The organism is Nocardioides sp. W7 (assembly GCF_022919075.1).
Classification (GTDB): Bacteria; Actinomycetota; Actinomycetes; order Propionibacteriales; family Nocardioidaceae; genus Nocardioides.
In genome coordinates this window covers 1,196,858-1,221,721 of record NZ_CP095078.1, presented here as the reverse complement: position 1 = coordinate 1,221,721, position 24,864 = coordinate 1,196,858, and the positions used below count along the sequence as shown (strand labels likewise).

The window sequence follows — 24,864 nt, the reverse complement described above, 5'->3', positions numbered from 1 at the left end:
GCGGGGTGGATCAGCGGGACGCGCGGGCCTCCGCGGCGTCCCAGTCGGTGCCGGGACGGGGCTCGAAACGGTGCAGCTCGTGGGTACGACGCACCAGGTCCCGCATCGCCGCCAGGTCGCGCAGCGGCGCACCCAGCGTGCGGGCCTGGACGAGCACGTTCCCGAGCGCGGCCGCCTCCGACGGACCGGCCAGGACGGGGATCCCGGCCGCGTCGGCGGTGAGCTGGCAGAGCAGGTGGTTCTGCGAGCCGCCGCCCACGATGTGGATCACCGACGGGGACCGACCGGCGAGCTCGGCGGCCGTGCGCAGGTGCTTGCGGTAGGCCAGGGCGAGGCTGTCGAGCACCGTGCGGGCGATGGCGACGGGGGTGCGCGGGATCGGCTCCCCCGCCTCCTCGGCCAGCTGCTGGATCCGCGACGGCATGCCGTCGATCGAACCCGTGCCGGGGGGCAGCAGCCGCGGGTCGTTGATGTCGACGACCGTGCGCAGCGGCGGCGCCTCGTCGGCACCTTCGAGCACGGCCGCGAGGCTCGCCTCGCGGATCCGCTCGTGCGACCAAGTGCGCAGGCACTCGGAGAGCACCCACAGGCCCGTCACGTTCTTCAGGAACCGGACCGTGCCGTCGACGCCGCCCTCGTTGGTGAAGTCGGCCAGCCGCGCGGCCTCCGACAGCACCGGCCTCTCCAGCTCCAGGCCGACCAGCGACCAGGTGCCCGAGGAGATGTAGGCGAAGTCGTCCTCCACGGCCGGCACCCCGACGACCGCCGAGGCGGTGTCGTGGGAGCCCACGGCGACGACGGGTACGTCGGCGTCGACGCCCAGCTGCTCGGCCACCTCGCCGAGCACCGGCCCGATCACGTCGCCGGGCTCGCGCAGCGGCGGCAGGATCGCCCACGGCAGGCCCACCCGCTTGGCGAGGTCGACCGCCCACTCGCGGGTCCGCACGTCGTACAGGCCCGTGGTCGAGGCGTTGGTGCGCTCCGCGCCGATCTTGCCGGTGAGCCAGTAGCCGAGCAGGTCCGGCAGCAGGAGCAGCTGCTGGGCCGACTCCAGCGCCGCGGTGCCCTGAGCGGCCGCGAGCTGGTAGATCGTGTTGAACGGCAGGTTCTGCAGCCCGGTCGTGGCGTACAGCTCGTCGGCGCCGACCTTCTCCAGCACCCGCGCCGAGACTCCGTCGGTGCGGGAGTCGCGGTGGCTGTAGGGGCTGCCGAGCAGGTTGCCGTCCCGGTCGAGCAGGCCGTAGTCGACCGCCCACGAGTCGATCCCGATGCCGTGCAGCGGCCCGGTGCGGGCCACCTCGCGGACGCCGGCCAGCACCTCGCGGTGGATGCCGAGCACGTCCCAGAAGAGCGAGCCGTTGGCGCGCACCCCGCCGTTGGGGAAGCGGTGCAGCTCCTCCAGGTGCAGCGAGCGGGGGCCGACCCGGCCGGCCATGATGCGACCGCTGGTCGCGCCGAGGTCGACGGCCGCGACGCGCACCGCCGATCCCGGCCGGGCGGCCGCGATCATCGCAGGAACGCCGCGGCGACGCCCGCGTCCACGGGCACGTGCAGGCCGGTGGTGTGGGTCATCTCGGGACCGCACAGCACGAACACCGCGTTGGCGATGTTCTCCGGCAGCACCTCGCGCTTGAGGATGGTGCGCTGCGCGTAGAACTTGCCGAGGTCCTTCTCCTCCACGCCGTAGACCGCGGCGCGGTTGGCCCCCCAGCCGCTGGCGAAGATGCCCGAGCCCGCGACGACGCCGTCGGGGTTCACGCCGTTGACCTTGACGCCGTGCGCGCCGAGCTCGGCGGCGAGCAGCCGGACCTGGTGGGCCTGGTCGGCCTTGGTCGCGGAGTAGGCGATGTTGTTCGGGCCGGCGAAGACGGAGTTCTTCGAGGAGATGTAGACGATGTCGCCGCCCATCTCCTGCTCGATCAGCACCTTGGCCGCGGCCTTGGAGACCAGGAACGAGCCCTTGGCCATCACGTTGTGCTGCAGGTCCCAGTCGGCCTCGGTGGTCTCGAGGAGCGACTTGGACAGCGACAGGCCGGCGTTGTTGACGACCAGGTCGAGCCCGCCGAAGGCGAGCACGGTCGCGTCGACCATCGCCTGGACGGCGGCCTCGTTCGACACGTCGGCGGCCACGCCGATCGCGACGTCGGGGCCACCGATCTCGGCGGCGGCGGCCTGGGCCTTCTCCAGCGAGAGGTCGGCGACGACGACGCAGGCGCCCTCGGCGGCGAGCTTCTTCGCGGTGGCCTTGCCGATGCCGCCGGCGGCACCGGTGATCAGCGCGATCCGGGTGGCGAGCGGCTTGGGCTTCGGCATCCGCTGGAGCTTGGCCTCCTCGAGCGCCCAGTACTCGATGCGGAACTTCTCCGCCTCGTCGATCGGGGCGTACGTCGAGAGGCCCTCGGCGCCGCGCATCACGTTGATGGCGTTGGTGTAGAACTCACCGGCCACCCGCGCGGTCTGCTTGTCCTTGCCGAAGCTGAACATGCCGACGCCGGGGACCAGCACGATGAGCGGGTCCGCGCCGCGGATCGCGGGCCAAGAGGTGGTCGAGCCCGTCGGGACCGCGTTGCGGTCGTAGTAGGCCTGGTAGTCCTCGCGGTACGACACCGCGAGCTCCTTGAGCCGGGCGATCGAGTCCTCGACGCTCGCGGAGGCCGGCAGGTCGAGGACCATCGGCTTGACCTTGGTGCGCAGGAAGTGGTCCGGGCACGAGGTGCCCAGCTCGGCCAGCCGCGGGTGCTCGCTGCTGGCGAGGAAGTCCAGGACGACGTCGTGGTCGGCGAAGTGGCCGACCATCGGGCGGTCGACGGACGCGATGCCGCGGATGGTCGGCGCGAGTGCAGCGGCCTTCGCGCGACGCTCGGCCTCCGGCAGGGCGGCGTACCCCTCGAGGGCGGGGCCGAAGGGCTCGGCCTTCGAGTTCTCCGCGATGTACGACGCCGCGGTGTCGATGATCCACAGCGAGTTGGCCTCGGCCTCGGCGCTGGTGTCGCCCCACGCGGTGATGCCGTGGCCGCCGAGGATGCAGCCGATGGCCTGCGGGTTCTTCTCCTTGATCGCGGCGATGTCGAGGCCGAGCTGGAAGCCGGGACGACGCCACGGCACCCAGACCACCTTGTCGCCGAAGATCGTGCCGGTCAGCTGCTCGCCGTCCGCGGCGGTCGCGATCGCGATGCCGGAGTCGGGGTGCAGGTGGTCGACGTGCGCGGCGTCGACGAGGCCGTGCATCGCGGTGTCGATCGACGGCGCGGCACCGCCCTTGCCGTGCAGGCAGTAGTCGAACGCCGCGACCATCTCGTCCTCGCGGTCGAGGCCCGGGTAGACGTCGACCAGCGCGCGCATCCGGTCCAGGCGGAGGACGGCGAGGCCGGCCTCCTTCAGGGTGCCGAGGTCGCCCCCGGAGCCCTTGACCCAGAGGAGCTCGACGGGCTCACCGGTGACCGGGTCGGTCTCGGTGCCCTTCGCCGAGGTGTTGCCGCCCGCGTAGTTGGTGTTCTTGGGGTCGGCGCCGAGGCGGTTGGACCGGGCGATCAGCTCGGCCGCAGCAGGGTTGGTCATGATGCCTTTCGATTCCAATCGGGTGGTCGAGGTGCGAGGGACGCTCGCGCCTCAGGTCCAGGACAGCTGGGTCCCGCCGACGCGGGACTCCTCGATCTGCTGCTGGTAGCCGGACTCGGCGTACGCCTTCATCGGGCTGGCGGGCAGGCCGCGCCCCTCGCGCCAGGCGGCGAGGTCGGGACGGACGTCGGTCTGGAAGGCGTCCATGAAGACCTCGTGGGCGCCGAGGACGTCACCGGCCGCCTGGGCGACGGTCAGGGCGTCGCGGTCGACGAGCAGCGCACGCGCCGTCATCTCCTGGACGTTGAGGACCGAGCGGATCTGGCCGGGGATCTTGTCCTCGACGTTGTGGCACTGGTCGAGCATGAACGCGACCTCGCTGTGCCCGCTCTCGTTGGCCGGCCCGTAGCCGCCGCCGCGGATCACCTCGAACATGATCCGGAACAGCTGGAAGGGGTCCGCCGAGCCGACGATCAGGTCGTCGTCGGCGTAGAAGCGGCTGTTGAAGTCGAACGAGCCGAGCTTCCCCAGCCGCAGCAGCTGCATGACGATGAACTCGATGTTGGTGCCCGGCGCGTGGTGGCCGGTGTCCAGGCAGACCGCGGCCCGGTCGCCGAGCGCGCTCACCTGGGCGTACGACGTACCCCAGTCCGGGACGTCGGTGTGGTAGAACGCCGGCTCGAAGAACTTGTACTCCAGGACCAGGCGCTGCTCCTCGCCGATCGTCAGCAGCCGCTCGTAGATCGTCGACAGCGAGTCGTGGAGACGGTCCTGGCGGCCGCGCAGGTCGGCCTGACCGGGGTAGTTGGAGCCCTCGGCGAGCCAGATCTTCAGGTCGCGCGAGCCGGTCGCGGCCATCACGTCGATGCACTCGAAGTGGTGGTCGATCGCCTTCTGGCGCACCTTCGCGTCGATGTGCGTCAGGGCGCCGAACTTGTAGTCGTCGTCCTGGAAGGTGTTGGAGTTGATGGTGCCGAGCTCGACGCCCTGCTCGCCGGCGTACGACCGGAGCGCGGCGTAGTCGTCGACCTTGTCCCACGGGATGTGGAGCGCGACCTTGGGGGCGAGGCCGGTGAACCGGTGCACGGTCGCGGCGTCGGCGATCTTCTCCTCGACGGAGCGGGGCGTGCCGGGCGTGCCGAACACCTTGAACCGGGTGCCGGAGTTGCCGAAGGCCCACGAGGGCAGCTCGATGGCCTGGCCCTCGAGCTGCGGTGCGATCTGGTCGAACGTCGTCATCGTGACATCACTTCTCGGTGGTCGGGGCGGCCGCGGGTGGGGTCGCCGTGGAGTCCTGAGGGGCGGCGAGCTGGTCCTCGAGGTGGAAGACCTCCTGGAGCTGCACGAACCCGGTGTCGGGGGCAGCGCCGTCGAGGTCGACGAAGAACTCGGCCATCTCGGCCTGCCACCGGGCGTTGACCTCGGTGGCGGCCATGCCGGCCTGGGCAGCGGCGAGGTCGGGGGTCTCGACGTAGCCGATGAGCAGGCCGTCGTCGCGGAGGAAGAGCGAGTAGTTGTGCCAGCCGGTCTCGTGCAGGGCCGCGAGCATGTCGGGCCACACGGCCGCGTGCCGCTGCCGGTACTCCGCCATCCGGTCGGGACGGACCTGGAGCTGGAAGCAGACGCGTTGCACGGTTCCTGCCTTTCGGTTGTTCTCGGGAGTGCTGGGGGCCCGGCCGGCCCCTCGTGGGGGGAGGAAGGACCGGCCGGGGGTTCTAGCGGGTGTTGCCTGGTACGTCGGCCCTTGGCCGGTGTGACTTCGACGCTTGATGGGGTTTTCGAGACGGGTTGCGCAGCCCTTCGCGAGCTCAGGTCTGCGCAACCCTCCTCGACCCGATCGACTTGTCAGGTCCTCGCAGGCTCGGACCTGGGCGATCGCCTCAACCTGAGATCAGAAGTCGAAGTCGGCGATGTTGTCGGCGTTGAAGCGGAACGGCTCGCCGAGCAGCACGGTGTTGTCCGCGCCGACGGTGAACTCGCCCAGGTCGCCGGCGGTGAAGGTGTCGCCCTCGCCCTCGATGTCGCCGTCGACGAGCGCCTTGGCGGCGAACGCCGCGAGGTAGCCCAGGTCGCCCGGGTTCCACAGGGCGAACTCGGTGACGGTGCCGTCCTCGACGTACTCACGCATCTGGTTCGGCGTGCCCAGACCGGTCAGCGCGACCTTGCCCTTGGCGTCCGAGGTCGACAGGTAGCGAGCGGCGGCCGCGATGCCGACCGTGGTCGGGGAGATGATCCCCTTCAGGTTCGGGTGCGACTGCAGCAGCGCCGCGGTCCGGTCGAAGGAGGTCTGGTCGTCGTCGTCGCCGTAGACGGTGTCGACCACCTTGATGTCCGGGTGGTTCGCGGCGATCTCGTCCTCCATGAGGCCGATCCACTCGTTCTGGTTGGTCGCGTTGGCCGCGGCCGAGAGGAACGCGACCTCGCCGGCGTCACCGATCTGCTCGGCGATCATCTCGACCTGCACCTTGGCGATGCCCGCGGAGTCGGCCTGGTTGATGAACAGGTCGCGGCAGTCCGGGTTGGTGTCGGCGTCGTAGGTGACGACCTTGATGTCGGCGTCGCGCGCCTCGCCGATGGCGTCGCACAGGGCGTCGGGGTCGTTGGCCGAGATCACCAGGGCGTTGCGGCCCTGCTGGGTGGCGGTGTTGATGTAGGTCACCTGGCCGTCGGGGGAACCCTCGGCCGGGCCGACCTCCTCGTACTTGCCACCGAACTCCTCGACGGCCTTCTTGCCGCCGGCGTTGGAGGTGTCGAAGTACGGGTTGCCGAGGTTCTTCGGGATGAAGGTCACCGTGGTGCCTCCGCCGCCGCCGTCGCTCGACGAGCCAGACTCGTCGTCGCCCCCGCAAGCGGTCAGTGCCAGGCTGGCGACCATCGTCACAGCCGCGAGGCTGGCGAGTCGTCGGTTCTGGAAACGCATGTTTCTTACCTTTCGATCATGTCCGGCATCGTTGCCGGAATCAGCTCAGCGACCGCTTGCCGGCGCTGTCCGAGGTGCGGCCCGAGGTGCGCGCCCCCTTGCTCGCGGCGACCAAATGACGGGCGCCGGCGAGAAGACTGGTGGACATCACGGAGAGCACGAGGAGCACTCCGATGACGATGTTGATGATGTTGATGGTCTGGCCGTTGAGGAGCATCGCCCGCTGGATGACGCCGATCAGCAGCACGCCGGCGATCACGCCGTGCAGCGCACCCTTGCCGCCGAAGATCGACACGCCGCCGAGCAGCACCGCCGCGATCACCTGGAGCTCCAGGCCGACGGAGTTCTCGGCGCGGGCCACGCCCGTGACGAGGGTCGTGTAGATGCCGACGAACCCGGCGACCGCGCCGGCCAGGACGAAGAGCATGGCCTTGGTACGGGCCACGTCGACGCCGGTGAAGTGCGCCGCCTCGTCGTTCAGGCCGATCTCGAAGACGCCCCGGCCGAACGGCGAGAAGTGCAGCAGCAGCGCGAAGGCGATGGCCAAGACGACGAAGGGGATCAGGATCATCGGGTACGGCTGGTCCTCGAAGATCCGCTCCTTGGCCAGGTCGGTCCACGAGTCGGGGAAGTCGGTGCGCGACTCGGTCCCGAGCAGGCCGGCCGCGATGCCGCGGAACAGCGCCATGGTGCCGATGGTCACCGCGATGGACGGGAGCCCGACGTACGCGACCAGGAAGCCGTTGAAGGCCCCGCACACCGCCCCGATCAGGATCGCCAGGAGCGCGGCGACGGTGATGGAGAAGCCCGCGTCGGAGTGCAGCATGCCGAACGCGACGCTGGTCAGGCCGACCGTGCTGGCGACCGACAGGTCGATCTCGCCGGTGATGATGATGGCCGTCATCGGCAGCGCCAGCAGCAGGATGCTCGCGGAGTCGCGGAACAGGTAGTACATCGTCTGCGGGCCGTCGAAGTAGTCGACCTGCGAGCGCGAGTAGACGATCGCGGCGATCAGCAGCGCGACGACGGCGAACTCGCGGCTGAGGACGACTCGCTGCCAGAACGGGCGGGAGTACGCCGCGTAGCTGCGCGGCGCCTGAGCCTGCGCATCCGAGTGATCGATCAGGGTGCTCATCGGACGGCCTCCTCGTCGCTGGTCTCGCTGGTGGTCTCGTCGGTGGCCGGGCCGCCGGGGACGATCGGGGCGAGGGCGGGTGGCCCGCCCGGACCCGCGGAGGGCGTGTCCGGCCCGTGCTCGCGGGCCGCGATCAGCGCCCGTTCCTGGCGGCGTACCAGCACCCGGTCCAACACGATGGCGCCGACGATGAGCAGGCCGACCACGGCCTGCTGCCAGAAGTCGGAGATGCCGAGGACCGGCAGGGAGCGGTTGATGGTGACGAGCAGGAACGCGCCGAGGGCGGCGCCCCAGACGGTGCCGCTGCCGCCGAAGATCGCCACGCCGCCGATGACGGCGGCGCCGACGGCCTCCAGCTCGATGCCGGAACCGACGCTGGAGGAGACGGTGCCGAAGCGGGCGGCGGAGACGACGCCGGCGAGGCCGGCGAGCGCGCCGCTCAGCACGAAGGCGAAGAGGATCCGGCGGGTCACCGGGAGGCCGTAGAGCTTGGCCGCGTCGGGGTCGGACCCGATGGCGTAGAGCTCGCGGCCGCCGCGGGCGGTGCGCAGGTAGTAGCCCACCAGGCCCAGCACGACGAGGGCCACGATGGTCAGGATCGGGATGCCGAGGATCGAGTCGGTGCCGAGGTTTCGGAAGTCGCGCGGCATGTCGTCGGCGTTGATCCGGTCGCTGCCCGCCCAGGTGAGGAAGATGCCGCGGTAGATGTACATCGTGCCGAGGGTGATCACCAGCGCGGGGACGCGGCCGAAGGCGACCAGGACGCCGTTGACCAGGCCGAGCACGGCACCCATCAGGACGCCGGCCAGGACCACCGCGATGATCGGCAGACCGGTGTCGATGAAGAGCCGACCGGTGAGGTACGCCGTCAGGCCCAGGGTCGAGCCGACCGAGAGGTCGACGTTGCGGGTGATGATCACCGCGGTCTGACCGACGGCCAGCAGCACCAGCATCGACGGCGTCAGGAGCAGGTCGCGCCAGCCGGTCGCGCCGAAGAGGAACGCGTCACTCTTGACGGTCGTGGCGGCCACCAGCAGGACCAGGACCACGGCCACGGCGAGCTCGCGGGAGCGCAGCACGTCCTTCAGGATGCGGGTCGCCGGCGAGGCGGCACTGGGCTTGAGGAGGGTGTCGCTCATGCCGGGACCTCCGTACCGGTGTGGGTCACGGCGTTGGTCGCGGCGAACATGACGTTCTCGGGGGTGGCCTCGTCGCGGTCGAGCTCGGCGGTGATCCGGCCCTCGCAGACGACCAGGATCCGGTCGGCCATGCCGAGCACCTCGGGCAGCTCGGAGGAGATCATCAGGATCGCCATGCCCTGGCCCGCCAGGTCGGAGAGCAGCCGGTGCACCTCGGACTTGGTGCCGACGTCGATGCCGCGGGTGGGCTCGTCGATGATCAGCAGCTTCGGCTCGGTGGCCAGCCACTTGGCGATGACGACCTTCTGCTGGTTGCCGCCGCTCATGGTCGCGGCGCTCATGTCCAGGGCGCTGGTCTTGACCTCGAGCCGTCCGGCCCACGGGCCGGCGGCGCGGTTCTCCGCACGGCCCGTGAGCAGGCCCGCTGTCGTCAGACCCCGGCGGATCACACCGGCGACGTTGCGGGCGACGGAGGCCTCGGTGACGAGGCCCTGCTTGCGGCGGTCCTCCGGGACGAAGGCCATCCCGGCCCGGATCGCGGACCGGGGGCTACGCGGGGCGACCTTCTTGCCCAGCAGCTCGACGCTGCCGGTGTCGTACCGGTCGACGCCGAAGACCGCCCGGGCGATCTCGGAGCGGCCGGCACCGACCAGGCCGGCCAGGCCGACGATCTCGCCGGCGCGGACCTGGAAGGAGACGTCCGAGAAGACGCCGAGCGAGCTGAGGTCGCGGACGTCGAGGACGACGTCGCCGATCTCGGCGACGGTCTTGGGGAAGAGGTCGGCCACCTCGCGGCCGACCATCTCCGCGACCAGCGCGTCGACGGTGGTGTCGGCGATCTTCTGGGTGGAGACGTAGGAGCCGTCGCGCATCACGGTGACCGTGTCGCAGAGCTCGAAGACCTCCTCGAAGCGGTGCGAGATGAAGACCAGGCCGCGGCCCTCGTCGCGCAGGCTGCGCGCGACGGCGAAGAGCCGCTCGACCTCGACGCCGCTCAGGGCGGCGGTCGGCTCGTCCATGATCAGCAGCGCCGCGTCGAGGGAGATGGCCTTGGCGATCTCGATGATCTGCTGGTCGGCGATCGACAGGCCGCGAGCGGGGCGGCGCGGGTCGATGTAGACGCCGAGGCGGGCGAAGAGCGCCTCGGCCTCGGCGACCATCGCGGCCCGGTCGATGCGCCGGCCGCGGCCGAGGGGCTGGCGGCCCATGAAGATGTTCTCGGTGACCGACAGGTCGGGGAAGAGCGTCGGCTCCTGGTAGATCACGGCGATGCCCGCGGCCTTCGACTCCGCGGTCGAGCCGAAGTCGACGTCGGCGCCCTGGAACCGGAAGGTCCCCGCGTCGCGTCGGTGCACGCCCGCGACGATCTTGACGAGCGTGGACTTCCCGGCGCCGTTCTCCCCGATCAGCGCGTGGATCGACCCCGCGTCGACGGTGAGGCTGCCGGACCGCAGCGCGACCACGGCACCGAAGGACTTCGTCACGTCCCCCAGCTCGAGGACCGGACCGGCCTGGTGGGCCTGAGTCATTCCTGACTCCCCTGTCTGATTGAAAGGTTTCACTTCAACTCCGGAGACCGTAGGTGACTGCTTTCACACTCGTCAAGCAATCTCGCCGAAATCTTCCCGAAATCGGGTTTGCCGGTGTCAGGAGAGCGGGACGTCTAGGCTGCGCGCAACGTTTCAGAGGTACCCGATGAGGAGGTCCGATGGTCACCCGCGAAGGACGCGCCGCGTCCGTCAAGGATGTCGCCGCGGCGGCCGGGGTCTCCCTCGGGACGGTCTCCAACGTGCTCAACCGGCCCGACCGGGTCAGCGCCTCGACCCGCACCCGGGTGCAGACGGCGATGGCCGACCTCGGCTTCGTCCGCAACGAGTCGGCCCGCCAGCTCCGCGCCGGCACCAGCCGCACCCTCGCCTACGTGATGCTCGACGCCAGCAACCCCTTCTTCACCGACGTCGCCCAGGGCATCGAGACCGCCGCCGACGCCGCCGAGCTGTCCCTGGTGCTCTGCAACAGCGGCAACGGCGCCGCCCGCGAGGAGGCGCACCTCGCGCTGCTCCAGCAGCAGCGGGTCCAGGGGGTGCTCGTCACCCCGGTCGAGCCCGAGTCGCCCCTCCTCGACGAGGTACGCCGCCGCGGCACCCCGCTCGTCATCGTCGACCGCACCCGCGACGACGAGACGTTCTGCTCCGTCGCCGTCGACGACCGGCTCGGCGGGCGGCTCGCGATCGAGCACCTCGTCGACCGCGGCCACACCCGGGTCGCCTTCATCGGCGGCCCGCTGCACCTCGGCCAGGTCCGCGACCGGCTGGAGGGCGCCCGTCAGGCCTGGGCCGCCGCCGGGCTGCCCGCCGCCGACCTCGTCGCCCTCGCCACCGAGACGCTCGACGTGCACGAGGGCCGCAACGCCGGGCAGCGGCTCGCCGGCCTCCCCTCGAGCCGTCGACCCACCGCCGCCTTCTGCGCCAACGACCTGCTCGCCCTGGGCCTGCTCCAGCAGGCCATCGGCTCCGGCACCCGCGTCCCCGAGCAGCTCGCCATCGTGGGCTACGACGACATCGTCTTCGCGGCCGCGGCCGCCGTACCCCTCACGTCCGTGCGGCAGCCCCGCCAGGAGCTCGGCCGCACCGCCGCCGAGCTGGTCCTCGACGAGGCGACCAACGCCGACCACCAGCACCGCCAGGTCCTCTTCACCCCGGAACTGATCGCCCGGGCGTCAACCCAGGGCTGAGCGCCGAGCGCGGGCTGAGCATCGAGCGCGACCCGTCACTTTCTCGGCGTTTTCTGCGGTGTGTCGACGCAGCATTGACGGTTCGGCCAGCGCCGTACGGCGTCCGCTCAACGAACCGTCAACTCCGCCGCGACACACCGCGAAAAGTGCCGAGAAAGTGACGGGTCGGCGTCAGGCCGGGACCACACTCAGGCCGGGACCACGCAGGTGCCGAGGAGGCCTTCCTTGCGGGCGACGCGGACGGCCAGGGCGATGGTGCCGGCGACGGCCGCGATGTTGAGGGTCTGCAGCGAGGCGTCGCGGACCAGGACGAAGGTCTCGACGTCGAGGGCGAGCAGCATCCACAGGGTGGCGGCGGCCTTGCCGAGGCACAGCAGCGCCCAGAGCAGGGTGAGCCGCCAGAAGAGCTTCCGGATCCGCGGGCGCAGGTGCAGCTCGTGGTCCATCGGGTAGAAGTCGCCGGCCAGCCGGGCCACCAGGGGCCGGGCGGTCGCCAGCGACAGCAGGAAGGCCGTGGCGACCACGCCGTCGCTGATGATCGGCTGCAGGAAGTACAGGAACGTGCTGTCCGCGAGGAGCGCCACCAGGGTCCGCCCGGTCAGCACGATCGCGGTCAGGATCAACAGCCCGGAGGTACGACGACCGGTCGCCGCCCGCCACGCGATCGCGCCGTAGGACCAGGCGAGCGCGGCGATGATCGCCGGCCAGACCCCCGCGATCAGGGTGATCGAGCAGAACAGCCCGGCTGGGACCAGACAGGCGATCAGCAGGCTCACCGACACCCGGCGCACGATGGTGCGAAGGCCGGGGCGATCGGGCTCGAGGACGGGTTCCGGGGCGGACGGGGCCAGTGTGGTTCCGAGAGAGCTCATATGTTCCTGCCTGGCCCTGCGGACCGGTCGGGTACTACCTCACGCTACCCATCCCCGGCGGCATTGACCCATTTACACGCAGATCAGCGCCCGGGCCGGCGGCCCCGTTCGTACTGCGCGGCGAGCCGCACCGGGGCGTTCGCGGCGCCGTACCCCTCGTAGCCGCCGCGGCGCTGGACCACCTCGAAGAACACGCCGCCGATCGTCTCGGTGTAGAAGTGCGTGAACTCCCCCGTGCCGTCGCGGTCGTGCAGGACGCCGAGGTCCGCGAGCTCCTCGACCACCCCGTCGGCGAGGTCGAAGCGGGCCTGTAGGTCGTCGTAGTAGTTCGCCGGGATCGGGATCGGCCGCAGCCCCCGCTCGCGGGCCTGGCGCGCGAGCGCGAGCACGTCGCCCGAGCCGAAGGCGACGTGCTGCGGGAAGCCGTCCGGGTGGTCGAAGGCGAGCGGGGCCACGTTGAGCGCGAGGCGTACGGCGCCGTCGTCGCTGCGGACCACCTGGCTGCGGACCAGGCCGGTCGGGGCGGCGACCTCCTGGCCGGCGTCGGTGCCGAGGCCCAGCACGCTGCTGTAGAACAGCACGGCCTCGTCGAAGCGCTGCCAGGCATGGGCCAGGTTCACGTGGTCGATGCCGGTCAGCAGCCCGTCGCGGGCCGGCGGCTCGCCGTCCTCGAACTCCCGCACCCAGGCGGGGTCGCCGTCGGCGTCCGCGGCGAGGAACACCTCGGTGCCGTCGGGGGCCCGGAAGGCCGACAGGTCCAGCTCGCCGGCCAGGGCACGACGGAAGACCGCGGGCGCCTCCAGCAGGCGCGCGCGGGCGGTCGACGCGGCCGGGTCGGCGACCTCGAAGCCCACCGCCGCGAGCGTCGGCACCCAGTCGCGCGCCTGCTGCTCGTTGCAGACGACCCGGGCCCGGCCCTGGGTCCACAGCCGGACCGGCTTGCTGCGGTGCCGGCCGCGGAAGGTGAACCCGAGCTGGCGCAGCAGCACGTCGACGGCGCCGGCGTCCTCGGCCTTGACCTCGACGAAGTCGAAGCCGCTGGGCTGCGCCGCGTCGGGCAGGCGGGCCGGGCCGTCGGCGCGCACCGGCGGATCCGGGAGCCGGGCCGCCTGGTCCTCCAGCCAGGTCAGGGACCGCTTCGCCTGCTGGGCGGTCCGCAGCACCTCGGTCTGCCGGAAGGTGTCGTTGAAGACCTCCAGCGACAACGGCCCGTCGTACCCGGCGCGGAGCACGTGGCCCAGGAACGCGGTCAGGTCGAAGGCACCCTCGCCGGGGAACAGCCGGTGGTGCCGGCTCCACGACAGCACGTCCATGCTCAGCGCGGGGGCGTCGGCGAGCTGGAGGAAGAAGATCTTCGCGCCGGGGATCTGCTCGATCGCGGCCGGGTCGTGGCCGCGCGAGAGGATGTGGAAGCTGTCCAGGCAGGTGCCGACCGCGGGGTGGTCGGCCAGCTCGACGATCCGCCAGGCGCGGCGGTAGTCGTCGACGTACCGGCCCCAGGCGAGCGCCTCGAAGGCCAGGCGTACGCCGTGCGCCGCGGCCTCCTCGCCGAGTCGCCGCAGCTGGCTCGCCGAGACCTCGTCGTCGTCGACGGTCGCGGTGCCGACGTTGCTGCAGACGAGCATGGTGTCGGTGCCGAGGCGCTGCATCAGCCGGAACTTCGCCCGGGCCCGCCGCAACACCCGCTCGAACTCCTCCTCGGTGACGCCCTCGGCGTCGCGGAAGGGCTGGTAGAGGTCGAGGCTCAGGCCCAGTCGCCGGGCCAGCGCGGAGATCTCCTCCGGGCTGGCCGGCGAGGCGACCAGGTCGGGCTCGAAGACCTCCACGCCGTCGAAGCCGGCCTCCGCCGCGGCGTGCAGCTTGTCGGCGAGGGTGCCGCTGAGGCAGACGGTCGCGATCGAGGTGCGCATGCTCATGTCGACGGCTCCAGGACTCGGGCGGGGTTGAGCACCAGCAGCTGGTGCAGGTCGGCCTCGGTCGCGCCACCGGCGAGCAGCCACGGCACGATCCGCGTGGGGATGTCGTCCATCCGCCAGTGCGGCGCGTACGCGGCCCGCCAGGACGGCGGGGTGACCCGGCTGAAGAACGCCGCGTCGTGGGAGAGCACCATCCGGTCGGCGTACCCCTCGCGGAGCAGGGCGAGCACGGTGGCGACCCGGGCCTCGTCGGGCAGCACGTGCTCCATGCCGAACCGGTCCATGCCGATGGTCGCGCCCGCGTCCATCAGCTCGCGCAGGTAGTCGAGGTCCTGGCTGTCGCCGCAGTGCCCGATCACCAGGCGCCCGGGCGCGACGCCGAGGCCGGTGAGCAGGGCGAGCTGGTCCCGGCCGTTGCGCGACGGCGCGTGGGTGTGGGTCGTGATCGGCACGCCGGTGCGCAGGTGCGCCTCGGCGGCAGCCGCGATGACCCGTCGTACGTCGGGCGTCAGCCCGGGTGCGTCCGTGACCACCTTGAGCATCCCGGCCCGGATCCCGGTGCCGGCGATGCCCTCGGTCAGGTCGCGGACGAAGAGGTCCACCAGCGGGTCCGGGCCACCGACCAGGCGTCCCGGACCGTGGGTGGAGAAGTACGACGGCAGCACGCTGGCCGTGTAGTAGCCCGTCGAGGCGACGAGCCGCACCCGAGTCCGGGCGGCCACCCGGGCCACCCGGGCGACGTCACGGCCGAGGCCGAGGACGGTGAGGTCGACGATGGTGCGCACGCCGAGCTCCCAGAGCCGCTCCAGCCCGGCGACCGCCTCCTCGATCGCCCGCGCCTCGTCCCACTCGAGGGGCGGGAGGTCCAGGTCGAGCTCGGGGTTCCCGACGAAGACGTGCTCGTGGACGAGGGTCGTCCCGAGCTCGGCCGCCGCGACCGGTCCCCCGAAGGTCTGGACCTCGCCCGCCCCGGTCACTCGGCGGTGCCCCGGATGGCCTCGTAGACGGCGAGCTGCTCCTCGTCGAACTCCTCCCTCAGGTAGGTGTCGACCTGGGTGCGGAACGCCTCGACGTCGACGTCGTCGACGATCTCGAGCTCGTCGCCCTCCTCCCACTCGGCGAGGGTCGCCGCCTCGTCCTCGGCGACGCAGCCCGGCACCTGCTCGACCGCGGCGTCGACCGCGGCCTGCAACGCCTCCTGCTGCTCGCTGTTCAGCTCCTCCCAGACGCCGCCGATGATCACGAGGTTGGAGTTGGCCTGGTGGCTCGACAGGCTCAGGTAGTCCTGCACCTCCTGCAGGTTGCTGGAGTCGATGTTGGTGATCGGGTTCTCCTGGCCGTCCACCGTGCCCTGCTGGAGGGCGAGGAAGAGCTCCTCGTAGGCGACCTCGGTCGCCTCGGCACCCAGCGCCTCGGCGTTCATCAGGAACTGCGGGGAGTTCGGGAACCGCATCCGCAGGCCGTCGAGATCCTCCGGCGTCCGGATCGGGTCGTTGGCGGTGAAGTGCCGCATGCCGGCCGACCAGGCCCCCAGCGTCGTCACCCCGGTCTCGTCGGCGAAGCCCTGGAGCAGGTCGTCGGAGGCCTCGCCCTCGAAGAAGCGGGCGAGGTGCTCGCCGTCGTCGAAGGCGTACGCCGCGTCGACCACCGCGATCGGCTCGTAGACCGCCCCGAGCGCCGAGGCGCCCTGGATGTCGATGTCGATGTCGCCGGAGACCACCGAGGCGATCCGGTCGGCGTCGCCGCCGAGGCTGCTCGCCGAGAAGATCTCGACCGTCAGTCCGACGTCGGCCGCGGCGACCTCGTCGGCGATCACCTGGGCCCCGCAGCGGTGCTGGGGCTGGGTCTCGGTGTAGCTGTGGGCGAGCGAGAGCTCGACCTCGCCGCCGCCCTCACCGCCGCTGTCGTCGTCGCCGCCGCATGCGGCCAGGGCGAGCAGCGGCAGGACGGCGACCGCGGTCAGCGCCGCGTTCCGTCGGTGCCGCAGGCCCTCGTGTGTGGCTGCCATCTCAGTGGTTCCTCTCTTCGGGGTGGTCCCGAGTCCTGGGGTTGGTGTCCTGCGTGCGCTCTGTCTCCTGGGTCTCCGCCGCGACCAGCTGGTCGAAGTCGCGGAACATCGCTGCGCGGTCGGCCGGGCGACCGGTGATGAGCTCGAACGCGTCGGCGGCCTGGTGGACGGCCATGCCGGCGCCGGTGAGGGTGCGGCATCCGCGGTCGGCGGCGGCGCGCAGGAGCTCGGTGTGCAGCGGCCGGTAGACGATGTCCGCGACCCACAGGCCGGGGCGGAGCAGGTCGACCGGGACCGGCGAGCCGGGGTGCGCGGCCATCCCGACCGGGGTGGCGTTGACCAGCCCGTCGGCCGCACCGAGGGCCGCCGCCACCCCGGCCGGCGCGACGGTGACGACGTCGGCGCCGGGTGCGGCCCGTCGTACGGACCCGGCCAGCGCAGCGGCCCGGGTCGCGTCGGGATCGACGACGACCAGCCGGCGTACGCCCTGGGCGGCGAGGGCGTGGGCGACCGCCGTGCCGGCGCCGCCGGCCCCGAGGAGCACCACCTCGTCGCGCGCCGCATCGGCCAGGGCGTCGGCGAAGGCCCGGGCGAAGCCGGTGACGTCGGTGTTGTGCCCGACGGTCTCGGCCGCGTCGACCAGCACGGTGTTGAGCGCGCCGATCGCCTCGACCTCGGGGGTGACCCGGCCGACCAGCGGCACCATCGTCTGCTTGACCGGGTGGGTGACGTTGAGGCCGTCGAAGCCGAGGTCCACCGCGGCGGCCAGCAACGCCCCGAGCCGGTCGCGACCGAGCGCGTCGTCGGCGAGGTCGACGGTCTTGTACACGTAGCGCAGGCCCTGGCGGACCGCCTCGCGCTCGTGCATCTCCGGGGTGAGCGAGGGCTTGATGCCCTGCCCCAGCAGACCCGCGAGGTACGACCGCCGGCCGCTCACAGCCCCAGCCTCTCGGGCAGGTACAGGATCGCGTCGGGCCAGAAGATGATGCCGAAGCAGATCAGGATCAGCGGCACCAGGAACGGCAGCGAGCCGTAGAACACCTCGGTCATCCGCACCTTCGCGATCGCCTGCAGCACGAAGATCACGGTCCCGACCGGCGGGGTCAGCAGGCCGATCATCTGCGAGAGGATCATCAGCACGCCCAGGGCGATCGGGTCGACGTCGTACTGCGCGCTGATCGGCATCAGGATCGGCACGGTCAGGGTGAGCACGGCGATCGCGTCGAGGGCGGTGCCGAGCACCAGCGAGAGCGCGAAGACCAGCAGCAGGAAGATCGTCGCGTCGTCGGTGAGGCCGAGCACCAGCTCGGAGAGCTCCTGCGGGACCTGCTCGCGGGCGAAGACGTACCCGAGCAGGTTCGCCGAGGCGACGATCAGCATGATCGCGCCGGTCGTGAGGACGGTCTCGGTGAGCACCTTCGGCAGGTCGCGGAGCCGGAGGGTCCGGTAGCCGAACCCGAGGAGCGCCATGTACGCCGCGCCGACGGCGGCCGCCTCGGTCGGGGTGAACCAGCCGCCGAGGATGCCGCCCAGGATCAGGACGGGCGCGCCGAACGGTGCGATGACCCGCTTGCCGGTGTGGGCGACCCGGGCCCAGCTGAACTCGGTGCGCTGGATGTTGGGGTCGCGGCGGACCAGGAGGAACACCACGACCGCCAGCCCGAGCGCCATCAGCAGGGCCGGGACCACCGAGGCGGCGAACAGCGCCCCGGTGGAGATGCCGGCCAGGCCGGCGTAGATGACGGCGGGGATGCTCGGCGGCATCACCGGGGCGATCAGCGAGGCGGTGCCGGTGACCCCGAGGGCGAACCTCTTCGAGTAGCCGGCGCGGAGCATCGCGGGGATCTGCAGCTTGCCGAGGGCTGCCGCGTCGGCCACCGCGGACCCGCTCATCCACGAGAAGCCGACGCTGACGCCGATGCTGACGTAGCCGAGGCTGCCCCGCACCCGGCTGAAGAGGGCCAGCGCGAAGTCGAACAGCCGGTCGGCGATGCCGGCGTGGTTGGCCAGGCAGCCCAGCAGGATGAACAGGGGTACGGCGAGCAGCGGGAAGCTGGCCGTCGAGTTGGCGACCAGCCGCAGCGCGAGCCCGAGCGACTGGTCGGTCGTGACCATGTAGAGCAGGCACGGGCCGATGAAGGCGAAGGCGATCGGCACCCGCACCAGGAGCAGCGCGGTGATCAGCAGGCACAGGACGAGCAGGCTCATGCCGTCGGCACTCCCACCACGTCGTCGTAGCTCAGCTCGGGCGCACCCAGCACGGCGTACTGCACGGCGGCGACGAGCGCGCGGATCGTGGTGCTGACGAAGCCGATCAGCGAGATGCCGTAGAGCCAGGACATCGGCATGCCGAGGGCCGGCGACTTCAGGATGCTCTGGGTGTCGACGAGCTCGAGCGCCTCGAGGGTCAGCCCGTAGCCGACGGCGGCGACGATCAGGCAGGACAGGACCCGCACCACCCGGCGCAGTCGCGGGCCGCCGAACCCGTCGACCATCTCGATGGCGATGTGCGAGTCGCTGGTGACGAGCACGCCCGCGCTGAGGAAGGTCAGCCAGACCAGCGAGAACCGCGCGAGCTCGCCGGTCCACGGCCAGCCGTCGATCGGCAGGTAGCGCTGGCCGGCCTGGACGAGGACCAGGAAGAAGATCAGCAGCAGGGCGGCGGACGCGATCGCGATCTCGACCGCGGTCACCACCCGAACCGTCCGCGCGAGCCAGCGGGGCGGGTCGGTGAACACGGCCGCGACCCTGCGGACGACGCGGTTGCCGGTCGGTGTGTCGGCTGTCACACCACGGAACCTAGGGAGCCCCCGCCGACGACGGCAAGGGGTTGCCAACCTGTTGCCAAAGGGCGTTGAGTGCTTCCGTGAGCGGCCCCACCATCTACGACGTCGCCCGCGAGGCCGGGGTCGCGACCTCGACGGTCTCCCGGGCGTTGTCCAACCCCCACCGGGTCAACGCCCGCACCCGCGAACGGGTGCTCACCGTGGCGGCCGAGCTGGGCTACCGGCCCAACCCGCACGCCCGCGCCCTGCTCTCGGGTCGGCACCACACCGTCGCGATGGTCGTCTCCGACATCACCAACCCGCACTACTTCGAGCTGATCCGCGGTGCCGAGCAGCGGGCGAAGGCCTCGGAGTACACCCTCGTGCTGGTCAACGTCGAGGAGTCGCCGCGCATCGAGTGGGACCAGGTCCAGCGGCTGGTCCCCGCCGTCGACGGGTTCGTGCTCGCCGCCAGCCGGCTGCCCGACGAGAACCTGCACCAGATCGCGGTCCAGCGCCCGGTCGTGCTGATCAGCCGCGAGCTCCCCGGCCTGGCCAGCGTCGTCCTCGACCACGTCGAGGGCTGCCGCCGGATCGTCGAGCACCTGGCCTCGCTCGGCCACCGCGACCTCGTCTACCTCGCCGGCCCGCGCAACTCGTGGATGGCCGCGACCCGCTGGTCGGCCCTGCAGGCGGCGACCGAGGAGCACGGCCTCACCGCTCGCCGGATCGGGCCGTTCACGCCCAAGGTCGCCCAGGGCCCGGCCGCGGCCGACGGCGCGCTCAACGCCGACGCGACGGCGGTCGTGGCCCACAACGACCTGCTCGCCATCGGGGTGCTCCAGCGCCTCGCCCAGCGCGGGGTGCGAGTGCCCGAGGACCTCAGCGTGGTGGGCTTCGACAACATCTTCGCCGCCGACCTGTGCACCCCCGGGCTCACCACGCTCGGCGGGGTCCACTCCGACGTCGGCCGCGCCGCCGTGGAGCTGCTGCTGGACGCGACCGCGCCCACCCACCGCCGCGAGGACCGGCCACAGGTGGTGCTGCCGACCGAGCTGGTGCTGCGGGGGTCGACGGGCCCGCGGCGCCCGTAGACGACCAGTTCCAAGACCTCGCGGGCTCCGCGACGCTCGCCTGCGCGATCCCTTGGAATTGCTCATCTGGCAGGCACCCTGGGTGCATGCGCATCGTCGTCGTGGGCTCGGGCGTCAGCGGGCTGAGCTGCGCGGCGCTGCTCCTCCGCGCCGGTCACCAGGTCGTCGTCGTCACCGCGCACCCGGTGCAGCGGGTCACCTCCCACCTCGCGGCCGCGGTCTGGTTCCCCACCGCCGCGGGACCGCCCGACGCCGTCGCCCGCTGGGGCGCGACGACGTACGACGTCCTGGCCGCCGAGGCGGCCACCGGCGTGCCGGGCGTGGTGATGCGCGAGTCGCTGTCGCTGCTCCGGGAGCCGCGCGACCCGGACGCGCCGCTGCCGGACTGGGCCGACGCGGTCGGCCGGGTGCGGCCGGCCCGGCCCGACGAGCTGCCGCCGGGCTACCCCGCCGGGCTCCGGTACGCCGTACCGCTGGTGGAGATGCCCCGCTACCTGCCGCACCTGGAGGCGACCGTGGCCCGCGCCGGCGCCACCTTCGTCGTACGACGCCTCGAGCGGCTCCACGACGTCCTCGACCTCGCCCCCGACGTGGTCGTCAACGCGGCCGGACTGGCGGCCGGCCGGCTGGTCGACGACGACACGGTCTTCCCGGTGCGCGGGCAGATCGTCCGGGTCGCGAACCCCGGCCTGGACCTGTCGGTCCGCGACGAGCACCACCCGGGCGGCCGGGCCTACGTGCACCCGCGCACGTCCGACTGCATCCTCGGCGGGACCCTCGACGCGGGCGTCTGGGACACCGATCCGGACCCCGCCGAGACCGCTGCCATCCTGGCCCGCTGCACCGACATCGTCCCGGCGCTGGCCGGTGCGGAGGTGCTGGAGAGCCTGGTGGGTCTGCGCCCCGGCCGGCGGGCGATCCGGGTCGAACGCGACGACTCCCTGCTGCCCGTCCCGGTCGTCCACGACTACGCCCACGGCGGCTCCGGGATCACCGTCGGCTGGGGCTGTGCCCAGGACGTCGTACGCCTGGTGGAAGCGGAAGGTCCCTGACCTTCTGCGCGGGTCGCCCACGCAGAAGGTCAGGGACCATCGGTCCTGCTACCTCTTCTTGACGGCCTTCGTCCTGGCCGAGGTGACCACCTTGGCGGTGAAGCCGGCCTTGGTGCCGGCCACGCGCACGGTGATCCGCTTGCCCTTCAGCGCCTTGGTCAGCTTCAGCGCCTTGCCGGTGCCGCCCCTGATCGCCTTGCCGTTGGCGAGCCAGCGGTAGGACAGCTTCGTGCCGGCGGTCCAGCCGCTGGTCCGCACGGCCAGCTTCCTGCCGACCACGGCCTTGCCGCGGATCTTCGGCTTGGCCGCCGTCAGCGTGCCCCGGGCGACGGTGGTGGCCGCCGAGGTCGCGCTGGTGGTGGCCCGACCGGCGAGGGCGCCGGTGACGGTCACCGTCAGCGCCCGACCGGCGTCGGCCGCCGTCGGGGTGTACGACGCAGCCGTGGCGCCGGCGATCGCCGCGCCGTCACGGTTCCACGCGTAGCTCAGCGTCGCGCCGGACGTCCAGGCACCGGAGACCGCGGTCAGTGGCTGGGCGACGACGGCCCGGCCGGTGATCGTCGGCGTCGCGGAGGCGACCTTGGGGGTCAGCTTGATGACCTTGTTGCCGCTGTCCTTGTTGACCGCGTAGACCGAGCCGCTGCCGTCCTCGTGGACGTGGTTGGGCCGGGTGAACGGCAGGTTGGCGACCAGGTTGCCGTCGTAGTCGGCGACCGAGACCGTCGTACCGCCGAAGTTGGCGATGTACAGCAGCTTGTTGACCCGGTCGACGGCCACGTTGAGGGCGCCGGCGCCGATCGGCACCTCGCGGATCGTGTTGCCCTGCAGGTCGGTGATCAGCAGCAGGTCGTTGTCCTGGGCCACGGCGAAGAGCCGGTCACCGGCGGGGTCGACGCCGACGCCGGAGAAGCCGCGGTTGGCCAGGTCGGGCACGTCGAGGTCGATGACCTCGTCCTCGAGCGTGGTCGTGTCGAGCGCGAGCGCCTTGGAGGTGCTGAGGCTGGTCGTGTAGACCTTGCCGTCCTCCTCGTCGAGCTCGAGGCTCATCGGCGAGAACTCGGTGCGCGGGTGGAGCGCCGCGTCCTGGATCTTCTCGAACCTGGTGCCGTCGCCGTCGTTGTCGCCGCCCTCGAAGACGCTGATGTAGCCGTCGCCGCTGCTGCCCTCGCTGGCCGAGCTGACGAAGACCCGGTTGGTCCGCGGGTCGTAGACCACGTCGCGGGAGTGCGTGACCGTCCCGCTCGGGTGCTGCACGAGCAGCTCCAGCGTGCTCTGGTCATAGACCGCGACGGTGTTCTGCCGGGTGTTGGTGATCCAGACCGTGCCGTTGACGTCGTCCACGCCCACGCCGTACACGGCGAAGCGGGCGGCGTTCTCGGCGGGATCCGTGGGGGTGACCTTCGCCGGCTCGACCGAGTCGAGGACCGCGAGGGTGTCGGCGTCCAGCTTGTAGAGCCGGCTCGGGTAGCTGACCTGCGCAGTGGTGGCGAAGACGACGTCGTTCTTCGCGCTGTAGGCGGTCTGGTAGAGGCCCTCGGCGACGGCGCCGGCCGCGGACTCCACGCGGGCGTAGCCGTCGACGTCGAGCAGCGCCGAGCTCGGCGAGACCTTCGAGGTCAGCGTGTACGTCGCCGGGTACGGCTGCGACTGCGTGACCACGACGGTCTTGCCGAAGCCGGTCGGCTGGGTCGCCGGGACGCTGACGACGCCGGTGGTGACGATGTTGCCGTTCGCGTCGGCCGTGCCGTTGACGACGACGGGCGCGCCGAGGACCTCGACCTCACCGCCGGCGGCGTCGGGCGCGTTGTCGATCTTCACCGAGCTGATCGTGGTGCCGACCGGGACGTTCTGGACGGTGAGCGTGCCGTTGCTGGCCTGGGCCAGGCCGGAGACGGCGACGATCCCCTTGACGTCCACCTGGGCGCTCGCCTCGGAGGTGGCCCCGGTGAACAGCAGCTGGTGCTCACCGGCGGTGAGCTTGCCGAGCGGCAGCACGAGCTTCCCGCTGAGGGCACCCGTGCCGTCCGCGGCGATGGTCGCCGGTGTGGTCGCGCCGGCGCCGGTCCCGACGGTCCACGCCAGGTCGGTCCGGGTGGTGGCGCCGGTGGCTCGGGCCACGCCGACCGACTCGCCGGCGGCGAAGCCGGTGCCGGTCACGGTGACGGTGACGTTGGAGCCGCCGCGGCCCGAGGAGGTGACGGCGGTCGCGGTGACCGCCGGGGCGGGCGTCGCCGCGGCGTCCAGCGTGAAGTCGCCGGTCCAGCAGGAGGCCGCCGGGGCGCTGCCCAGGAAGCGGGCGAAGTGCGGGCCCTCCCAGCCGTTGGAGTTCACTGCCGCGTTGTCGAGGTCGGCGGGGACCACGATCGACCCGGAGACCGTCCCGTCGCCCTGCACCTGGAAGGGGCCGAAGATCTTCTCGGACAGGGGGTTGCCCGCACCGTCACCGAGGTAGCCCGGCAGACCGGGACCCTCGGCGTCGATCTTGAGGCTGAGCCGTTGGAAGCCGCCGGTATTGCCGGCGAAGCCGGAGCCGGCGAAGGAGAGCCGCTGCCCCTTGGCGACGGCGGTGGCGGAGGTGATCCCGATGCTGCCGGCGCCGACCGAGCAGGCCGGCCCGGTGGCGCCGCCGGGGCCGGCGACCGCGGGGGTCGTCGCCAGGCCGCCGAGCCCGGCCGCAGCGGTCGCCAGTACGGCGATCCGGGTGGTCAGCGCGCGCCGGGCGGAGGCCCGGCGGCGCGGAGTGGATGTGCTCACTGATGCTCCTGATGAGGAACGGATCCCCTAGGGACCCGAAGGTTAGGTAAGGCGAGCCTAAGATAGATCTGATGATTCGGTAAAGGCCAGGCCCACCGGGTGAGATGCCCTCGTGGTCACCGCCGGTGATTCGTCGCGACACCCGACGAGTCACCGGCGGTGACCACTAGGTTCAGGGCCATGACCGCGATGGGCAGCGACCGCGCGCGCGAGACGGTGCGGCGCCTCCAGCGCGACATCACCTCGGGGCGCTGGCCGCTCAACAGCCGAATCCCCACCGAGGCCGAGCTCGCGACCGAGCTCGGCGTCGGTCGCAGCACGGTGCGCGAGGCGGTGCGCAGCCTCGCCCACCTCGGCATGCTCGAGCCCGCCCCGGGGCGTGGCACCTTCGTGCGCTCCCTCAACCCGGTGCGGGGCGTGCTGGCCGACTTCGCAGCCGAGCACTCCTGGTCCGACATCCTCGCCGTCCGCCAGGCCCTGGAGGTGCAGGCCGCCTTCCTGGCCGCCCAGCACGGCAGTGAGGAGCGGGTCCAGCGACTGCGCGCCGCCCACGAGGCCGACGCCGGCGGGCACGACCCCGCGACCGAGCGCGGGCAGTCGCCCGGACAGTTCCACGCCCTCCTCGTCGAGCTCGCCGACAACCGGCTGCTGACCGAGCTGCACACCGCGCTGAGCACCACCCTCCGAGTCGGCAGCACGCGCGGCCGGATCGTCTCGGGCCAGGAGGCCGACGCCCGCCGCCGCGACCACGCCGTACTCCTCGAAGCCATCGCCGCCGGCAACCCCGCGGCCGCCGCCGCTGCCGCGTCCACGCACGCGGGCCACGACCTAGTGGTCCAGAAGGCGGAGGACTAGGCCGGAATCATCAGATGGATGTTAGGTTAGGGTCTCCTCACTTCCATCGCTCAGAGTGGTTC

At 71.9% G+C, this 24,864-nt stretch carries 20 protein-coding genes; 4 read left to right on the top strand and 16 right to left on the bottom strand.

The window, feature by feature from the left end; all coding sequences use genetic code 11:
- Positions 1–10: 10 nt before the first annotated feature.
- From MUB56_RS05820 to MUB56_RS05785, 8 genes are all read right to left on the bottom strand, one after another.
- Entirely contained in the window at positions 11–1,510 is a 1,500-nt protein-coding gene (locus MUB56_RS05820) for a rhamnulokinase family protein (RefSeq protein ID WP_244930960.1), read from the bottom strand.
- On the bottom strand, positions 1,507–3,558 hold the full coding sequence (locus MUB56_RS05815; RefSeq protein ID WP_244930959.1) for a bifunctional aldolase/short-chain dehydrogenase: 2,052 nt from the start codon (positions 3,556–3,558) through the stop codon (positions 1,507–1,509). The genes MUB56_RS05820 and MUB56_RS05815 overlap by 4 nt, the downstream gene beginning before the upstream one ends.
- A 51-nt stretch (positions 3,559–3,609) precedes the next feature.
- Positions 3,610–4,797, bottom strand: a complete 1,188-nt coding sequence (rhaI, locus tag MUB56_RS05810) for an L-rhamnose isomerase (protein ID WP_244930958.1) — start codon at positions 4,795–4,797, stop codon at positions 3,610–3,612.
- A 7-nt stretch (positions 4,798–4,804) separates the two neighbouring features.
- Positions 4,805–5,191, bottom strand: a complete 387-nt coding sequence (locus MUB56_RS05805) for an L-rhamnose mutarotase (RefSeq protein ID WP_244930957.1) — start codon at positions 5,189–5,191, stop codon at positions 4,805–4,807.
- A 258-nt stretch (positions 5,192–5,449) separates the two neighbouring features.
- Positions 5,450–6,478, bottom strand: a complete 1,029-nt coding sequence (rhaS, locus tag MUB56_RS05800) for a rhamnose ABC transporter substrate-binding protein (protein WP_244930956.1) — start codon at positions 6,476–6,478, stop codon at positions 5,450–5,452.
- A 40-nt stretch (positions 6,479–6,518) separates the two neighbouring features.
- On the bottom strand, positions 6,519–7,613 hold the full coding sequence (locus MUB56_RS05795; RefSeq protein WP_244930955.1) for an ABC transporter permease: 1,095 nt from the start codon (positions 7,611–7,613) through the stop codon (positions 6,519–6,521).
- A complete protein-coding gene (locus MUB56_RS05790; protein ID WP_244930954.1) occupies positions 7,610–8,752 on the bottom strand; it encodes an ABC transporter permease in 1,143 nt (380 codons plus the stop codon). The genes MUB56_RS05795 and MUB56_RS05790 overlap by 4 nt, the downstream gene beginning before the upstream one ends.
- Complete coding sequence (locus MUB56_RS05785; RefSeq protein WP_244930953.1) at positions 8,749–10,281, bottom strand: sugar ABC transporter ATP-binding protein; 1,533 nt, start codon at positions 10,279–10,281, stop codon at positions 8,749–8,751. The genes MUB56_RS05790 and MUB56_RS05785 overlap by 4 nt, the downstream gene beginning before the upstream one ends.
- A 179-nt stretch (positions 10,282–10,460) precedes the next feature.
- Between MUB56_RS05785 and MUB56_RS05780 the strand changes: the two genes are divergently transcribed.
- Positions 10,461–11,486 carry a LacI family DNA-binding transcriptional regulator gene (locus MUB56_RS05780; protein WP_244930952.1) on the top strand — a complete coding sequence of 342 codons (1,026 nt, stop codon included), beginning with the start codon at positions 10,461–10,463 and terminating at the stop codon, positions 11,484–11,486.
- A 188-nt stretch (positions 11,487–11,674) separates the two neighbouring features.
- Here MUB56_RS05780 and MUB56_RS05775 read toward each other — a convergent pair whose 3' ends face one another.
- From MUB56_RS05775 to MUB56_RS05745, 7 genes are all read right to left on the bottom strand, one after another.
- A complete protein-coding gene (locus MUB56_RS05775; protein WP_244930951.1) occupies positions 11,675–12,358 on the bottom strand; it encodes a VC0807 family protein in 684 nt (227 codons plus the stop codon).
- A gap of 83 nt (positions 12,359–12,441) precedes the next feature.
- Positions 12,442–14,274, bottom strand: a complete 1,833-nt coding sequence (locus MUB56_RS05770; protein ID WP_244930950.1) for a sugar phosphate isomerase/epimerase and 4-hydroxyphenylpyruvate domain-containing protein — start codon at positions 14,272–14,274, stop codon at positions 12,442–12,444.
- Positions 14,271–15,251: a hypothetical protein gene (locus MUB56_RS05765; RefSeq protein ID WP_244930949.1), complete on the bottom strand. Its 981-nt coding sequence runs from the start codon at positions 15,249–15,251 to the stop codon at positions 14,271–14,273. The genes MUB56_RS05770 and MUB56_RS05765 overlap by 4 nt, the downstream gene beginning before the upstream one ends.
- Positions 15,248–16,282: a DctP family TRAP transporter solute-binding subunit gene (locus tag MUB56_RS05760; RefSeq protein WP_244930948.1), complete on the bottom strand. Its 1,035-nt coding sequence runs from the start codon at positions 16,280–16,282 to the stop codon at positions 15,248–15,250. Before MUB56_RS05760 ends, MUB56_RS05765 begins: the two co-directional genes overlap by 4 nt.
- 1 nt (position 16,283) lies before the next feature.
- Positions 16,284–17,219 carry a shikimate dehydrogenase gene (locus tag MUB56_RS05755; RefSeq protein ID WP_244930947.1) on the bottom strand — a complete coding sequence of 312 codons (936 nt, stop codon included), beginning with the start codon at positions 17,217–17,219 and terminating at the stop codon, positions 16,284–16,286.
- A complete protein-coding gene (locus MUB56_RS05750; protein WP_244930946.1) occupies positions 17,216–18,490 on the bottom strand; it encodes a TRAP transporter large permease in 1,275 nt (424 codons plus the stop codon). Before MUB56_RS05750 ends, MUB56_RS05755 begins: the two co-directional genes overlap by 4 nt.
- On the bottom strand, positions 18,487–19,071 hold the full coding sequence (locus MUB56_RS05745; RefSeq protein ID WP_244930945.1) for a TRAP transporter small permease: 585 nt from the start codon (positions 19,069–19,071) through the stop codon (positions 18,487–18,489). The genes MUB56_RS05750 and MUB56_RS05745 overlap by 4 nt, the downstream gene beginning before the upstream one ends.
- Positions 19,072–19,148: 77 nt before the next feature.
- Here MUB56_RS05745 and MUB56_RS05740 point away from each other — a divergent pair, with 77 nt between their 5' ends.
- Positions 19,149–20,141, top strand: coding sequence for a LacI family DNA-binding transcriptional regulator (locus tag MUB56_RS05740; protein ID WP_244930944.1), 993 nt, complete (start codon positions 19,149–19,151; stop codon positions 20,139–20,141).
- 86 nt (positions 20,142–20,227) lie between these two features.
- Positions 20,228–21,193, top strand: coding sequence for an FAD-dependent oxidoreductase (locus MUB56_RS05735; RefSeq protein WP_244930943.1), 966 nt, complete (start codon positions 20,228–20,230; stop codon positions 21,191–21,193).
- 48 nt (positions 21,194–21,241) lie between these two features.
- Here the strand turns inward: MUB56_RS05735 and MUB56_RS05730 are convergent, their stop codons facing one another.
- Positions 21,242–23,947: a hypothetical protein gene (locus tag MUB56_RS05730; RefSeq protein ID WP_244930942.1), complete on the bottom strand. Its 2,706-nt coding sequence runs from the start codon at positions 23,945–23,947 to the stop codon at positions 21,242–21,244.
- Positions 23,948–24,127: 180 nt separating this feature from the next.
- Between MUB56_RS05730 and MUB56_RS05725 the strand changes: the two genes are divergently transcribed.
- Positions 24,128–24,802 (top strand): FCD domain-containing protein, encoded by a 675-nt coding sequence (locus MUB56_RS05725; RefSeq protein WP_244930941.1) that lies wholly within the window; start codon positions 24,128–24,130, stop codon positions 24,800–24,802.
- The last annotated feature ends 62 nt before the right edge of the window (positions 24,803–24,864 follow it).